At 71.0% G+C, this 15,116-nt stretch carries 12 protein-coding genes; 9 read left to right on the forward strand and 3 right to left on the reverse strand.

What is annotated here, in order from left to right; all coding sequences use genetic code 11:
- Positions 1-34: 34 nt before the first annotated feature.
- The 8 genes from C6Y14_RS26370 to C6Y14_RS26405 all read left to right on the forward strand — a co-directional run bounded on the left by C6Y14_RS26370 (position 35) and on the right by C6Y14_RS26405 (position 7,900).
- Positions 35-742, forward strand: a complete 708-nt coding sequence (locus tag C6Y14_RS26370; protein ID WP_107019322.1) for an FMN-binding protein — start codon at positions 35-37, stop codon at positions 740-742.
- Positions 743-807: 65 nt separating this feature from the next.
- Positions 808-1,512 (forward strand): FAD:protein FMN transferase, encoded by a 705-nt coding sequence (locus tag C6Y14_RS26375; protein WP_225891320.1) that lies wholly within the window; start codon positions 808-810, stop codon positions 1,510-1,512.
- 445 nt (positions 1,513-1,957) lie between these two features.
- Positions 1,958-2,608, forward strand: coding sequence for a GntR family transcriptional regulator (locus C6Y14_RS26380; RefSeq protein ID WP_107019324.1), 651 nt, complete (start codon positions 1,958-1,960; stop codon positions 2,606-2,608).
- A 63-nt stretch (positions 2,609-2,671) separates the two neighbouring features.
- Complete coding sequence (locus C6Y14_RS26385; protein ID WP_107019325.1) at positions 2,672-3,421, forward strand: PIG-L deacetylase family protein; 750 nt, start codon at positions 2,672-2,674, stop codon at positions 3,419-3,421.
- Complete coding sequence (locus C6Y14_RS26390) at positions 3,418-4,170, forward strand: 4-carboxy-4-hydroxy-2-oxoadipate aldolase/oxaloacetate decarboxylase (protein ID WP_107019326.1); 753 nt, start codon at positions 3,418-3,420, stop codon at positions 4,168-4,170. The genes C6Y14_RS26385 and C6Y14_RS26390 overlap by 4 nt, the downstream gene beginning before the upstream one ends.
- A gap of 62 nt (positions 4,171-4,232) precedes the next feature.
- A complete protein-coding gene (locus C6Y14_RS26395; RefSeq protein ID WP_107019546.1) occupies positions 4,233-5,288 on the forward strand; it encodes a 4-oxalomesaconate tautomerase in 1,056 nt (351 codons plus the stop codon).
- 153 nt (positions 5,289-5,441) lie between these two features.
- Entirely contained in the window at positions 5,442-6,404 is a 963-nt protein-coding gene (locus tag C6Y14_RS26400) for a catechol 2,3-dioxygenase (RefSeq protein WP_107019327.1), read from the forward strand.
- Between the two features lie 161 nt (positions 6,405-6,565).
- Positions 6,566-7,900, forward strand: a complete 1,335-nt coding sequence (locus C6Y14_RS26405; protein WP_225891288.1) for an MFS transporter — start codon at positions 6,566-6,568, stop codon at positions 7,898-7,900.
- Positions 7,901-7,944: 44 nt separating this feature from the next.
- On the opposite strand, the gene C6Y14_RS26410 is transcribed toward C6Y14_RS26405, so the two are convergent.
- From C6Y14_RS26410 to C6Y14_RS26420, 3 genes are all read right to left on the reverse strand, one after another.
- The gene (locus tag C6Y14_RS26410; protein ID WP_107019328.1) at positions 7,945-9,474 is read right to left on the reverse strand and encodes an FGGY-family carbohydrate kinase; all 1,530 of its coding nucleotides are present in this window, start codon (positions 9,472-9,474) and stop codon (positions 7,945-7,947) included.
- 54 nt (positions 9,475-9,528) lie between these two features.
- Positions 9,529-10,602 (reverse strand): mechanosensitive ion channel family protein, encoded by a 1,074-nt coding sequence (locus C6Y14_RS26415; RefSeq protein WP_107019329.1) that lies wholly within the window; start codon positions 10,600-10,602, stop codon positions 9,529-9,531.
- A gap of 649 nt (positions 10,603-11,251) precedes the next feature.
- Complete coding sequence (locus tag C6Y14_RS26420; RefSeq protein WP_404828834.1) at positions 11,252-12,265, reverse strand: lysylphosphatidylglycerol synthase transmembrane domain-containing protein; 1,014 nt, start codon at positions 12,263-12,265, stop codon at positions 11,252-11,254.
- Between the two features lie 189 nt (positions 12,266-12,454).
- Here C6Y14_RS26420 and C6Y14_RS26425 point away from each other — a divergent pair, with 189 nt between their 5' ends.
- The gene (locus C6Y14_RS26425; RefSeq protein WP_225891289.1) at positions 12,455-14,404 is read left to right on the forward strand and encodes an ABC transporter ATP-binding protein; all 1,950 of its coding nucleotides are present in this window, start codon (positions 12,455-12,457) and stop codon (positions 14,402-14,404) included.
- Positions 14,405-15,116: the final 712 nt, after the last annotated feature.

The raw sequence follows: 15,116 nt of genomic DNA on the forward strand, positions 1-15,116 counted from the left end.
ACATCGTGAGCGGGATGAGGATGAGAGAGACATCGTGAAGCGAGCAATACCTGTCCTGGTCCTGAGCGTCGCGGGCCTGATCCCGGTGTGGCGCTACGCCCCCTCGGACGGCGCGACGACCACCACCGAGGCCTCGGCGCCCGCCTCGACGCCCTCCGCGTCCTCCTCCGGGGACGGCTCGTCCCAGGTGGTCAAGGGCACGACGGTGAACACCGAGAAGGGTCCCGTCCAGGTCGAGGTGACCTTCGACGGCGACAGCATCGGCTCGGTACGGATGCTGCAGCAGCCGAACCATCCGCAGACCGAGGCGGCCGTGCCGAAGCTGATCGCGTCGACGCTTGAGGCGCAGAGCGCCGACGTCGACACGGTGTCCGGCGCGACGATCACCAGCGACGGATACCGGGAGTCGCTGCAGGCGGCCATCGACGCGCAGGCGAAGTCCGCCGCGGCGGCCTCCTCCTCGCCGTCCGCGTCGGCCACCGCGTCCCAGGTGGTGCCGGGGTCCGCGGTGAACACCGAGAAGGGCACCGTCCAGGTCGAGGTCACCTTTGACGGCGACAGCATCGGTTCGGTACGGATGCTGCAGCAGCCGAACCATCCGCAGACCGAGGCGGCCGTGCCGAAGCTGATCGCGTCGACGCTTGAGGCGCAGAGCGCCGACGTCGACACGGTGTCCGGGGCCACCATCACGAGCGAGGGGTACGTCGAGTCGCTGCAGGCGGCGCTCGACGCGAGGGGCTGATGGCGGTGACCGTACCCAGTGTCGAAGCCGCCGTGACCGGCCTGGTTCATCGGGTCGAGCACATCATGGGGCTGCCGATCTCCCTGCGGATCGAGGACGGTGTCCCCGCCCGGGACGCCGTCGACGCCGCGGACCGGGTGTTCGCGTGGCTGCGGGAGGTCGACGCGCGGTTCAGCCCCTTCCTGCCCGACAGCGAGGTGTCCCGGCTGGACCGGGGCGAGCTGGCGGACGACGAGCTGAGTCCGGAACTGGTCGAAGTCCTCGGCCTGTGCGAGCTGTACCGGATCGAGAGCGGCGGCGCCTTCCAGGTGCGGCTGCCCGGCCGGGGGCTCGATCCGTGCGCCATGGTCAAGGGCTGGGCGGTCCAGCGTGGGGCGGAACTGCTCCGGGCTTCCGGGGTGACCACGTTCTGCCTCAACGCCGGCGGTGACGTGGTCGCGGGGGGCCGGCCCTGGCGGATCGGCATACGGCATCCGGAGCGGGCCGATCGCGTCTGCGCGGTGGTGGAGGTCACGGACGGGGCGGTGGCGACCTCCGGGCGGTACGAGCGCGGCGACCACATCTTCGACGGCCGTACGGGGTTGCCGGCGACCGGGCTGCTCAGCCTGACCGTGGTCGCGTCCACGCTGACGGAGGCGGACGCGGTGGCGACGGCGGGGTTCGCGATGGGGGCGGCGGGGGTGGAGTGGGCCGCGGGGCGCTCGGGGTGCGAGGTGTTCGCGGTGGACGCGGGGCGGGGGGTTCGGCGGAGTCCGGGTTTCCCTGTGTGACGACTGGCCGTCGTCGGCTGCGGGCTCGTTGTGGCTCACCTAAAGGATTGCGCCGTTCCCCGCGCCCCTGAAGCGCCGCGTTGCGACTGGCCGTCGTGGCGTGCGGGTGGGTGGGGGGTGCCCGCGCCGTTCCCCGCGCCCCTGAGGGGCGCCGTGTGGCGACTGGTTGTGGTTGGGTGCGGGTTCGTTGTGGCTGGTCGCGCAGTTCCCCGCGCCCCTTAGGGGGCGCCTCTGGCGCTGGTGGTTTTTAGGGGCGCGGGGAACTGCGCGATCCGCCCCCACCGGGTCGCAGGGGACGGACTACCCGCAGGCAGGTGCTGGGCCCCGGCAACGGGGCCCTTTTCCCGTTGCCGGAGAGGCGCGTGACTAGATCACGAACAAAATTGTTGACAATGTTGTTCGACTAGATTTAGGTTCGACACGCACTCACTCAGGGAGGGCACACATGCCGAAAGAAGCCCGTCCGAGCACCGGAGAGCAAGCCAGACAGCACGCGCTGGCGCAGCTGCGGCAAGCCATCCTGCAAGGCGACATGGCCCCGGCCCAACGCCTCGTGGAGAACGAGCTCGCCGAGCAGTTCGGAGTCACCCGGGCCAGTGTCCGCGCAGCCCTGATCGAGCTGGAGTCGGAAGGCCTGGTCGAACGCATCCGCAACCGCGGCTCACGCGTCCGGGTGGTGACCGTGGAGGAAGCGGTCGCCATCACCGAGTGCCGCATGGTCCTGGAAGGACTGTGCGCGGGCAAGGCCGCCGTCGAGGCCACCGACGAGCAGCTGGACCAGCTGACCGCCCTGGGCGAGGCGATGTCCAAGGCAGTCGCCGACGGCGAACCGGTGACCTACTCCGACCTCAACCACGAACTGCACGCCCACATCAGGCAGTTCAGCGGCCAACAGGTGGCCGTGGGACTCCTGGAACGGCTCAACGCCCAGCTGGTACGCCACCGTTTCCAGCTGGCGCTGCGCCCGGGGCGCCCCCAGAAATCCCTGAGTGAGCACCTGGCCATGATCGACGCGATCAGGGCCAGGGACCCGCAGGCGGCCGAGGAGGCCGTCCGCTCCCACCTCGCGGGTGTGATCGACGCGCTGCGTGAATGACGTAACGCGTGCATGACGCCGCGGGGTGGGTCAACCGGCCTGTCCAGCAAGGAGATCGCAGGTATGACCCACGGCAACGCGCCCAACCCCCCACGGTCGACGCTCGTCGTCACCGCTCATGCCGGGGACTTCGTGTGGCGGGCGGGAGGAGCCATCGCCCTCGCCGCCGCCCGCGGTGAGAAGGTCACCATCGCCTGTCTGACCTACGGCGAGCGCGGCGAGTCCGCGAAGGCGTGGCGCGCGGGCAAGTCCCTGGAGGAGATCAAGGGGATCCGCCGCGCCGAGGCGGAGGCGGCAGCCGCCGCGCTCGGCGCCGAGGTCGTTTTCTTCGACGCCGGCGACTACCCCCTGACCGTCACCCCGGAGTTGACCGACCGTCTGGTGGGCGTCTACCGCGCGGCCCAGCCCGACGTCGTGCTCACCCACCCGCTCGACGACCCCTACAACGGCGACCACCCGGCCGCCGCCCGCATGGCCCTGGACGCGCGCGTCCTCGCGCAGGCCATCGGCTACCCGGCCGAGGGGGAGATCATCGGCGCTCCGCCGGTGTTCTTCTTCGAGCCGCACCAGCCCGAGATGTGCGGTTTCAAGCCGCAGGTCCTCCTCGACATCTCCGAGGTCTGGGAGACCAAGCGCAAGGCGATGGAGTGCCTCGCCGCCCAGCAGCACCTGTGGGACTACTACACGGACCTCGCCGTCCGCCGCGGTGTCCAGCTGAAGCGCAACGCCGGACCCAATCTGGGTCTGGCACACAAGACCATGGCCGAGGCGTACATGCGGCCCTACCCGCAGGTCACAGGGGAGCTGGCATGAGCGGTGTGATCGTCACCGACCCGCCGAAGGCGGAAGCGAAGGACGTCGAGGCGCTCGCCGCCTACGGAGTCGCCACCGTGCACGAGGCGATGGGCCGCACCGGCCTGCTCGGCACCCACCTGCGCCCGATCCAGCAGGACACCCGGGTCGCGGGCACCGCGGTCACGGTGCTCTCCTGGCCCGGCGACAACCTCATGATCCACGCGGCCGTCGAGCAGTGCGGCGAGGGCGACATCCTGGTCGTCACGACCACCTCGCCCTCCACCGACGGCATGTTCGGCGAGCTGTTCGCCACCGCGCTGCAGCGTCGCGGAGTGCGCGGTCTGGTCATCGACGCCGGTGTCCGGGACACCGTGGAACTGCGGGAGATGGGCTTCCCCGCCTGGTCCGCCGCGGTCAGCCCGCAGGGCACGGTCAAGGCGACCGGCGGCAGCGTCAACGTGCCGGTGGTCGTCGGCGGCCAGGTCATCCGGCCCGGCGACGTGATCATCGCCGACGACGACGGCGTGGTGTGCGTACCCCGGGAGCGGGCCCGCCGCACGGCTGAGGCGTCCGAGGCCCGCGAGCTCAAGGAGGCCGGGGCCCGCGCCGCCTTCCAGGAGGGCCAGCTCGGCCTCGACCGCTACGGCCTGCGCGAGACCCTCGTACGCCTCGGTGTCTCCTACCAGTCGTACGACGCGTACGAGCGGGAGCGCGCAGCCGAACGGGATGGAGAGCGGGACGGCGAGCGGGACGGAGCCGGGTCGTGAACGCCGCTGCCGGTCCCCGTCCGCAGGCGCCCGCGGCAGCCCGTACCGACGAGGTGCGCTGCATGCTCATGCGTGGCGGCACCTCCAAGGGCGCCTACTTCCTTGCCGGGGACCTGCCCGTCGAACCCGCCCCGCGCGACGCCCTGTTGCTGCGGATCATGGGCAGCCCCGACCCGCGGCAGATCGACGGCCTGGGCGGTGCGCATCCCCTGACCAGCAAGGTCGCGGTGGTCTCCGTGTCCGCCGACCCGGAGGCGGACGTCGACTATCTGTTCCTCCAAGTCGGCGTCGAAAAACCCGAGGTGAGTGACCGTCAGAACTGCGGCAACCTCCTCGCCGGCGTGGGCCCCTTCGCCGTGGAGCGCGGTCTGGTCCCGACGGACGGCGAGCGCACCTCCGTACGGATCCGCATGCTGAACACCGGGGACCTCGCCGTCGCGGAGTTCCCCACTCCGGGCGGGCGTGTCGACTACTCAGGTTCGGCGGAGTTCTCCGCCGAGATCTCCGGCGTACCGGGGTCCGCCGCGCCGGTGGTCATCGAGTTCCCGCCGGGGACCGGTCCACTGCTGCCGACCGGCCGTGCGCGCGACGTCGTCGCCGGCACCCCGGTGACCTGCGTGAACAACGGCATGCCGACCGTACTGATCGCGGCCGCCTCGCTCGGCGTCACCGGTTACGAGGAGCCCGCCGTGCTGGAGGCGGACCGTCAACTCGCCGCACGGCTAAGGGAGATCAGGCTGGCGGCCGGGAAACTGATGGGTCTGGGTGATGTGGAGGACACCACCGTGCCCAAACTCAGCCTGCTCGCACCCCCGTCGGACGGCGGCGCGGTCATGACGCGCACCTTCATACCCGTGCGCTGCCACACCTCGATCGGGGTCCTGGGTGCGGCGAGTGTCGCCGCGGGGCTGCGTATCGAGGGCGGGGTCGGCGAGGGGGTGGCGAGCGTGCCGGAGCACGGGGACCGGATGCGTATCGAGCACCCCACCGGCTTCCTCGACATCGAGACGGCCCTCGCGGAGGCCCCTGCCGACGCCCTCCCGGTCGCCCGGCGCACCGCCGTCGTCCGTACCGCACGCAAGATCTTCGACGGCACGGTCTTCCCCAGGCCCGCCTGAGCCGCACACCGCCTCTGACTCGCGCACCACTTCTGAGCCGCGCATCGCTTCTGAGCCGTGCACCGCCTCTACGCCGCGTATCACCCCTGCGCCGCGTTCCACTTCTGCGCCGCGCAACTCCCTTGAGCCGCACACCACCCCTGAGGAGTCCTCATGGCCCCGCCGCTCGGCGACATCGCCCACCTCGGGCACGTCGAACTGCTCACCCCCGACCTGGACGCCAGTGTCCGGTTCTTCACCCAGTACCTCGGCCTGACCGAGAACGGCCGCTCGGCGGACGGGACTTCGGTCTACCTGCGGACCTGGGACGACTACGAGCACCACAGCCTCGTCCTGACCGCGCACGACACGTCCGGCATCCGCCGCACCGCGCTGCGCGCCTCCAGCGAGGAGGCGCTCCGGCGCCGGGTCGAGGAGGCCGAGCGCGCCGGCCGCACCGGCCGCTGGGTCGAGGACGAACCGGGCCTCGGCCCGCTGTACGTCACCACCGACCCCGACGGCCACGAGATCGCCCTCTACTGGGAGAGCGAGTGGTACCGGGCGCCTGACGGGCTGAAGCCGGGCCTGAAGAACCAGCCGCAGGCCAAGCCCGGCCACGGCGTCGGCGTACGCCGTCTGGACCACGTCAACTTCCTTGCCGCCGACGTCGGTTCGAACGGCGACTTCGTCCACGAAGTGCTCGGCGCCCGCCCCACCGAGCAGATCCAGCTCGACGACGGCAGGATCGCCGCCCAGTGGCTGACCTTCAGCAGCAAGTCGTACGACGTCGTCTACACCGAGGACTGGACCGGCTCGACTGGGCGCCTGCACCACATCGCGTTCGCCACGGACACCCGCGAGGACATCCTGCGGGCCGCCGATCTCGCCCTGGACACCGGTGTGTTCATTGAGACGGGCCCGCACAAGCACGCCATCCAGCAGACGTTCTTCCTGTACGTGTACGAGCCCGGCGGCAACCGGATCGAACTGTGCAACCCGCTCACGCGCCTGGTGCTGGCCCCCGATTGGCCGCTGGTCACCTGGACGGAGAACGAGCGCAAGAAGGGCCAGGCGTGGGGTCTGAAGACCATCGAGTCCTTCCACACGCACGGCACTCCGCCGGTGTCCGCTCCGTAGGCTGCCACGCCGCCGGTTCCTGTGATTGTTGACAAAAACGTTGACAATCATGGAGGGGATTTCTAGCGTCGAGCGCACCACGGGGTCAGCCGCACGAGTCGCGTGCGACCCACCTCCCGAATCCCCTCCAGGCACCCGACTCCTGGACGAGAGGAACAACGATGTCCCCCTCCTCTTCCTCCTTCGCCCTGTCCGCACGCGGCAGCAGAATGGCCCTCCTCGTCCTGGGCCTGTGCTGGCTGGCCGTGCTCTTCGACGGCCTCGACATGTTCATCTACGGCTCCGTACTGCCGCACATGCTGGCCGAGAAGTCCCTCGGCCTCACCCCGGACCGGGCGGGCGACCTCGGCAGCTACGCCACCTTCGGCATGCTGATCGGCGCGCTGACCGCGGGGACGATCGCCGACCGGGTGGGCCGCAAGAAGCTGATGGTCGCCTGCGTCACGCTCTTCTCGCTGGCCTCCGGCCTCTGCGCCCTGTCGAACAGCGTGGCGGTCTTCGGCCTCGGCCGGACGCTCGCCGGTGTCGGCCTCGGGGGTCTGTTGCCCACCGCGATCAGCATGGTCTCCGACTACGCCCCGCGCACCCGCGCCGCCCTCACCATCGGCCTGCTGATGACCGCCCATCACGCGGGCGGCATCCTCTCCGCCTATGTGGCCCTGTGGATCGTGGAGCCTCTCGGCTGGCGTGCCGCGTTCTGGGTCTGTGTGGTCCCGCTGCTCTTCGTCCCGGCGCTCGCGAAGTTCCTTCCCGAGTCGCTGAGCTTCCTCGTCGCCAAGGGCCGCACCGAGGAGGCCCGCGCACTGGCCGGCCGTTTCGAGGTCGAACTGCCCGCCGAGGCAGGCAAGAAGGCCGCGGGCGACCGCTGGAACGCCCTCGCGAACCTGTTCCGCGGCGGCGAGTGGACCCAGACCCTGCTGTACTGGCTGGCCTCCTTCGGCGGCCTGCTGCTGGTCTACGGAGTCGCCACCTGGCTGCCCACGCTGATGCGCGGCGAGGGGTACGAACTGGGCTCGGCCCTGACCTTCGTCGTCCTCTTCAACCTCGGCGGCATCGTCGGCATGCTGGTCGCCGGCCGGGCCGCCGACCGGTTCGGCGCCCCGCGTATCTCGTCGCTCTGGTTCGCGCTGACCGCCGCCGGGGTCTTCCTGCTCAGCGTCCACATGCCGCTGGCGGTCACCTTCGCGGTCGTCTTCCTCACCGGGGTGTTCCTCAACAGCGCCCAGGTGATGATCTACGCGACCGTCTCGATCCGCTCCACCCCCGACAGCCGCGCCACCGCCGTCGGCTGGACCTCGGGCATGGGCCGCTTCGGCGCCGTGTTCGGGCCCTGGCTGGGCGGCCAGCTGCTCGCCGCCGGGAACGGCGACTGGGGCTTCACCGCCTTCGCGATCGCGGGCCTTTCGTCGATGGTCTTCATCGGCATCGCCGCGCTGCGCAGCTCGAAGCGGGCGGCGGGGAGCGACACGCATCAGGGGCTGGTCACCGCCCACTGAGCGGGCCGTCGCAGGGGGCCCGGCTGCCGTGCGGGACGCTCAGCTCACCCGTGGGCGTCCCCTTGGCGGACGTCTCCTTGGTGTGTGTCCCGTGGGTGTGCGTCCCGTTGGTGTCCGGCCAGTGCGTGGGAGATGTCGCGCGTCGCCGGGTACAGCCCGAGATACAGGGCGTACAAGTCGTCGTAGCGGGCGCGCAGGAGCGGGTCGGGGGAGACCCGCTCGCGTACCGGGTTCCACGCGTCGATGCGCGGGTCGCAGACCGTGCCGGCGGCCAGGAACGCGGCGCCGTAGCTCGCGCCGAGTGACACGTTCCTGACCTCCTGCTCCAGTCCGGTCACCGAGGAGACGATCCCGGTCCACAGGCCGCCGCGGACCCCGCCGCCCACGGCGACGATCCGGCGGACGTCCGCTCCGGCCGCGCGCATCGCCTCGACGTTGTGCCGGACACCGAAGGCCGTGGCCTCCAGGGCGGCGCGGTAGAGATCTCCGCGGGTGTGCTCCACCGTCAGCCCGGCGATCACACCGCGTGCGTACGGATCGGCCACCGGCGTCCGCTCGCCCGCGAAGTACGGGAGCATCAGCAGCCCGCGCGCACCCGGCCCGGACTCCTCGGCCTCGGCGAGCAGGGTCGCGTGGTCGGGCGCCCCGGACAACTCCCGCAGCCAGTCCGTGATCACGCCGGACGTGGCCATACCGCCCGCGAGGCTGCGCGTGCCGGGCAGCGCCCCGACCGTGCTCCACAGCTCGGGCACCAGCAGACGGTCGGCCAGTGTGTGGATCAGGAACATAGTGCTGCCGTACATCAGCATGAGGTCGCCGGTGTGTTGGGCCCCCACACTCAGCGCCTCCGACCAGGCGTCGACGGTCCCGGCGACGACCGGGATGCCGACGGGGAGCCCGGTGGCGTCCGCGGCCTCGGCCGTGATCCGCCCGGCGATGTCACCGGGCCACAGCAGGCGGGGCAGTTCCAGCCACGGTGCGATGTGCCGCGTCCATGGCGCGTACCACTCCTGGGCGACGGAGTCGTACAGCGGGACGGCCTGGCTCGCCGAGTGGTGGTCGAGCGTGTAGGCCCCGGTGAGCCGGCGCACCAGGTACGAGCTGGGCATGTAGAGCCGCCGGGCCCGCGCGACCGTCTCCGGTTCGTGCTCCGCCAGCCAGGCGATCTTGGGGCCCACGGCCTGGGTGGACAGCAGGGAGCCGCAGCGCCGCAGTACGGCGTCACGGCCCAACTCGGCCTCCAGGCGGGCGATCTGCTCGGTGGCGCGGGTGTCGACGCCGTACAGGATCGCCGGACGCAGCGGGGTGTCCGCCGCGTCGGCGAGCGCGACGCACGGGCCCATCCCGCTGACACCGGCCGCCGTGACGGACGTGCCCTCGGGCGAGGACTTCAGCAACTCCCGGGAGAGGGAGGCGAACTCGTCCCACCACACCCGTGCGTCCATCTCGACGTGCCCGGGGCGTGGCCGGTCGACCGTGTGCGGCCGTACGGCCGTCGCGAGGACCGTTCCGTCCTCGTCCACCAGGACGCCCTTGCTGCTGGACGTACCGATGTCGACCCCGAGCACCGTCATGTCCCGCGCCCCGCCTTCTCCTCGACGTTCTCTCCTGCTCCGTCCTCCCCTGTTCTACGGGAGGGAGAGGGAACCGTCGCGCTGCGGGGGGATCGCCACGCCGTTCTGCTGGAGGGCGACCGTGCGCGCGGGGGAGGGGATGCGGATGCCTTCGAGGCGGTACCGCTTGTGCAGACGCTTGATGAACTCGTGCTTGATCCGGTACTGGTCGCTGAACTCGCCGACGCCCAGTATCACCGTGAAGCTGATCCGCGAGTCCCCGAAGGTGTGGAAGCGGATGGCGGGCTCGTGCTCGGGCATCGCGCCCTCGATCTCCGTCATGACCTCGGTCACGACCTCGGAGGTGACACGCTCCACATGCTCCAGGTCGCTGTCGTAACCGACGCCGACCTGCACCATCAGGGTCATCTCCTGTTCCGGCCGACTGTAGTTGGTCATGTTGGTGCTGGACAGCTGGGCGTTCGGGATGATGACGAGGTTGTTGGAGAGGTTGCGTACGACGGTGTTGCGCCAGTTGATGTCGACGACGTACCCCTCCTCCCCGCTGGTGAGACGGATGTAGTCGCCGGGCTGGATCGTCTTCGAGGCGAGGATGTGGATGCCCGCGAAAAGGTTGGCGAGGGTGTCCTGGAGGGCCAGCGCCACCGCGAGACCGCCCACGCCCAGGGCTGTGAGCAGCGGGGCTATCGATATCCCCAGGGTCTGCAGCACGACCAGGCAGCCGATGGCCAGGACGACGACCCGGGTGATGTTGACGAAGATCGAAGCCGATCCGGCCACGCCGGAACGGGACTGGGTGACGGCCCGCACCAGACCGGCGAGGACCCGGGCCACGGTGATGGTGGCGGCGAGCATGACCAGGACCGTCAGGATCTGGTTGACGGTGTGGTTGACCTTGCCGGTCAGCGGCAGCGTGGCCGCGGCGGCGGCCACGCCGCCCGTGATCGCCGCGACCGGTACCAGCGCGCGCAGGGCGTCGACGAGGACGTCGTCGCCGCTCCACCGGGTACGGGTCGCGTGCTTGCCCAGCCAGCGCAGAAGAAAGCGGAGCAGGACGGTCGCCACGAGCCCGGCGATCAGCCAGACGCCCGCCAGGATCCAGTCGTGGGCAGTGAGGTATCGGTTCACCAACTGCCTCCCGTCGTAAGGGGGAGAGGGCGTACGCCCGTCATGTGTGTCGTCACCTTGTAGCCACCTGCTGCTCGATTCCGGGATGTGCCGGCCCGTCGGTCGCGGCATGGCGTCGACCGGCGGGACTGGCTCATCTTGCTACATGCGCACGGGTGGTTCGCGGCGCCGCCGCACAGGTCAGGCCATCTCCCACGGACAACGCCGCCAACTCCGTACATCTCCGGGCCTGTTGACGCCCCGCCCGGCCGGTACGGGAACCGAGTCCGCCCTGCCGTCCACCCCGGCGGCCCGACGGCGAGCCCGTTCCGGGCCAGGTACCAAGTTGGCCTGGATCCATCGACACAGCCGCCCCAGAAGCCACGCACCACCCTGAAGGCAGGGGCGCAGCCCCGCCCTCAGGTCCACGGGGCGCGGTGCGCGGAAGGCAGGGGCGCAGCCCCGCCTTCAGGGGCGCGGGGAACGGCGCGGCCAACCACCCACCTCCCGCAGCCGCGACACTCCGGCAAGCGGCCCAGCGCACCCGCGGCCGCGACACTCCGGCAAGTGGCATTTCGGCAAGCGGCCCAGCGCACCCGCAGCCGCCACACTTCAGCAAGCGGCCCAGCGCACCCGCCGCGACACTCCACCAAGCGGCCAGCGCACCCGCTCAGATCACCTTCAGCCGCACCAGCGCGCCCAGCGTGAGCGCCCCCGGCAGCAGGGGGAGCCAGACCGTGATGATGCGGTAGGCGAGCACCACCGCCGTCGCCAGCGCGGCCGGGCCGCCCGCCGCGACCAGCGCCACGATCAGCGCGGCCTCCACCGAGCCGATCCCGCCCGGCGTGGGCACCAGCGCGACGGCGACCGTGGCCGCCAGATAGGCGACCGCGATGTGCAGCGGCGGCACCGGCAGCCCCAGCGCCTGGCCGACCGCGGCCAGGCCCGCCGCCTGGAAGACGGGGAACGAGAACGAGCCGCCCCACAGCGCCAGCGCGCGGGCGGGCCGCGTGTGCACCGACCGGGCCTCGCCCAGCGCGGTCCGCAGGAAGGAGAACACGGCGGTACGCACCCGGCGTACGAGCAGCAGGACCGTCACCACGACGAGCACCACCGCGCCGACGGTGAGCAGCAGGGGCCCCACCGCGCCGTCCGGAACGAGCCCGCCGACCCGTAGCGCGTCCGGGAAGGCGATCAGCAGGCCCAGCAGCAGCCCGACCCGCGCGACGGACTCCGCCAGCAGATACAGCGCGAGCGCGGACGACGAACGGGCCAGCGGCACCCCGCACACCGTCATGAACCGAAGATTGACGGCGCTCGCGCCGAGCCCCGTCGGCAGGAGGTGGTTGGCCGCACCCGCCGCGAACTGGGTCGCCAGCAGCCGCCGCTTGGGCAGCTTCTGGACGAGGGCGCCCTGCCGGGTGACGGAGGCCGCTACCCACGTCATACAGGTCGCGGCGGCCGCGGCCAGCAGCCAGGGCCATTTCGCCGAGGCGAGATGCCCGAAGCCCTCCGCGAGCACGGACCGGTGCTGCACCGCGACCACGGCCACGAGGGCGAGCGGCAGCAGACAGAGGATCTGCCGTACGGGAAGGCGGCCGCGGAGAGTCAGGATCCGGGCCGGGGCCGGAAGGCGTCCGGGAAGGCTGTGGGGGAGCCGTTCGGCCGTCGCATCTGTAGTCACATCAGGAGACGCTTTCCGGGCCGCACCAACGGGGGGTTGCGGACACGGGGACGAGGGCTGACACGCTGCGCACGGCCTCGCGTCGCCCGCCTCGGCGGGAGCCGGGATGCCGGGAAGGTAATTCGTTTCGGTGAGTGTCATCGCGATTCCCTTGACCTCAATAAAACTTGAGGTTCTACGGTCGGTCCCATGAGTATGGAGACGACAGCCTGGACGCAGTTGTACAGCGTCATGAACGCCCAGCGGGAGCGCCGGCCCTTCGCCCGCGCCACCCTCCGACGTATCGCCGGATTCGCCCACCCGCACCGGCGCCGGATCGGACAGTTCGTGGTGCTGAGCGTGGCGACGGCCCTGCTGGCCGTGGCCACGCCGGTCCTCGCCGGACGTGTGGTGGACGCGATCGTGGCCGGCGGCGACGAGGCGACGGTCGTCCGGCTCGCCCTGCTCATCGCGGTGATCGCGCTCGCCGAGGCGGCGCTCGGCCTGGTGAGCCGGTGGTACTCCGCGACGCTGGGCGAGGGACTCATCGTCGATCTGCGGACAGCCGTGTTCGATCATGTGCAGCGCATGCCGGTCGCGTTCTTCACACGCACTCGTACGGGCGCGCTCGTCAGTCGACTCAACAACGACGTGATCGGCGCCCAGCGCGCCTTCAGCAACACCCTGTCCGGAGTGGTCGGCAACGTCGTGACGCTGCTGCTCACGCTCGCCGTGATGCTCACCCTTTCCTGGCAGATCACCCTGCTCGCGCTCGTCCTGCTCCCGGTGTTCGTGATCCCGGCCCGCCGGGTGGGCCGGCGCATGGCGAAACTCCAGCGCGAGGCCGCCGACCTCAACGCCTCGATGGGCACGCGGATGACCGAACGCTTCTCCGCGCCCGGCGCGACCCTGGTCAAACTCTTCGGCCGGCCCGCCGAGGAGTCCGCGGAGTTCGCGGCCCGCGCCCGCCGCGTACGGGACATCGGGGTGCGCACGGCCATGGCGCAGACCGCGTTCATCACGGCCCTCACCCTCGTCTCCGCCCTGGCCCTCGCGCTGGTCTACGGCCTCGGCGGCTGGTACGCCCTGCGCGGCAGCCTGGAGCCGGGCGCCGTCGTCTCCCTCGCCCTGCTGCTGACCCGCCTGTACGCGCCCCTCACCTCGCTCGCCGGGGCGCGCGTCGAGGTCATGAGCGCGCTGGTCAGCTTCGAGCGCGTCTTCGAGGTGCTCGACCTCAGGCCGCTCATCGAGGAGAAGCCGGAGGCCCGTGCGGTGCCCGAGGGCCCCGTCTCGGTCGAGTTCACCGACGTCCGCTTCGCGTACCCGTCCGCCGACAAGGTCTCCCTCGCCTCCCTGGAGGAGGTCGCCGCACTCGACACCCGGGGCGGCGCCGAGGTCCTGCACGGCATCTCCTTCCGCGCGGAACCCGGCCAGACCGTCGCCCTCGTCGGCTCGTCCGGCGCGGGCAAGTCCACGGTCGCCGCCCTGCTGCCCAGGCTGTACGACGCCGACGGGGGCTCCGTACGCATCGGCGGCGTCGATGTCCGCGATGTGAGCGCCGAATCGATGCGGGCGACGCTCGGCATGGTCACCCAGGACGGCCACCTCTTCCACGAGTCGGTCCGCGCCAACCTCCTCCTCGCCCGGCCGGACGCCACCGAGGACGACCTGTGGGACGTACTGCGCCGGGCCCGCCTCGAAGCCCTGGTGCGCTCCCTGCCCGACGGCCTCGACACGGTGGTCGGCGAGCGCGGCTACCGGCTCTCCGGCGGCGAACGCCAGCGCATGACCATCGCCCGGCTCCTGCTCGCCCGCCAGCGCGTGGTCGTCCTCGACGAGGCGACCGCCCACCTGGACAACACCTCGGAGGCCGCGGTCCAGGCGGCCCTCGCCGAAGCCCTGGAGGGACGCACCGCCGTCGTGATCGCCCACCGGCTGTCGACGGTACGGGCCGCCGACCTGATCCTGGTGGTCGAGGCGGGCCACATCGTCGAACGCGGCACGCACGAGGAGCTGTTGACCGCGAACGGCCGCTACGCACAGCTGTACCGCACCCAGTTCGACAAGCCGGTGCGCGAGGCCCGGGGCGTGCCGGACGGGGCCGGTGTGACCGGGATCGCCGGTGCGGGAGGGGCGGTTGCGGGAGAAGCGGTCGCGTAGGCCACTTGTGAGGGCCCGGCCGGTTCGTCATTCGGACGCGGACGGCCATTACCGGCCTTTCATGTTCGACGAACGGCCCCTTCGGGACGGCGTCGGCGACCAGATCGGTACCGTCGGCGACGTCCTGGAGCGGGTGCTCCTGAAGCCCGGATCGGCACCCGGGCAAGGGAGTTGATCAAGCGCCGCCGGCCCGTGCGCGGCCTCCCTGACGCCGGTCCCGGCATCGAGAAGTGGATCGCCCGGTTCGGCGACCAGCGCTTTCCCGGTTCGACCGGATCAAACCCGTCCCGCGAGCGCGTGACCGGCCATCACGCCCACCGCAGGCCCCAGTTGGCCTCTGCAGTCAACGCGCATAGCTTCCACCGACCCCGGGGCGGTTCACAGGTCACACGACACCCGTTTTTCGTCAAGGCACTCTCAAGACTCAAAAGATGAGCGCAAGTTGCACACATCCCCTCTACATACTGGTCCTCATGGTCTAGATTGACCGTGCTTCAGCTGTTCGGACACATGGCGACAAATAATGATCAAAAGGTTTGACGCCACAGACAGGCAGTAGTCGCGTCCCAGACACCCGACGCGACAGTGATCCACTCCCGGAGCCCGGGAGGAACCTTCGAGTGCGGGGAGCACCCGGGGTTCCGACGGGATTCCGCGCACCTTGAGAGTCCGGCACGACCTTCGCGTCCGCCGTAGCCGGGGTGCGTCGACC

Origin of the sequence: Streptomyces dioscori (assembly GCF_003024195.1) — a bacterium.
Classification (GTDB): Bacteria; Actinomycetota; Actinomycetes; order Streptomycetales; family Streptomycetaceae; genus Streptomyces; species Streptomyces dioscori.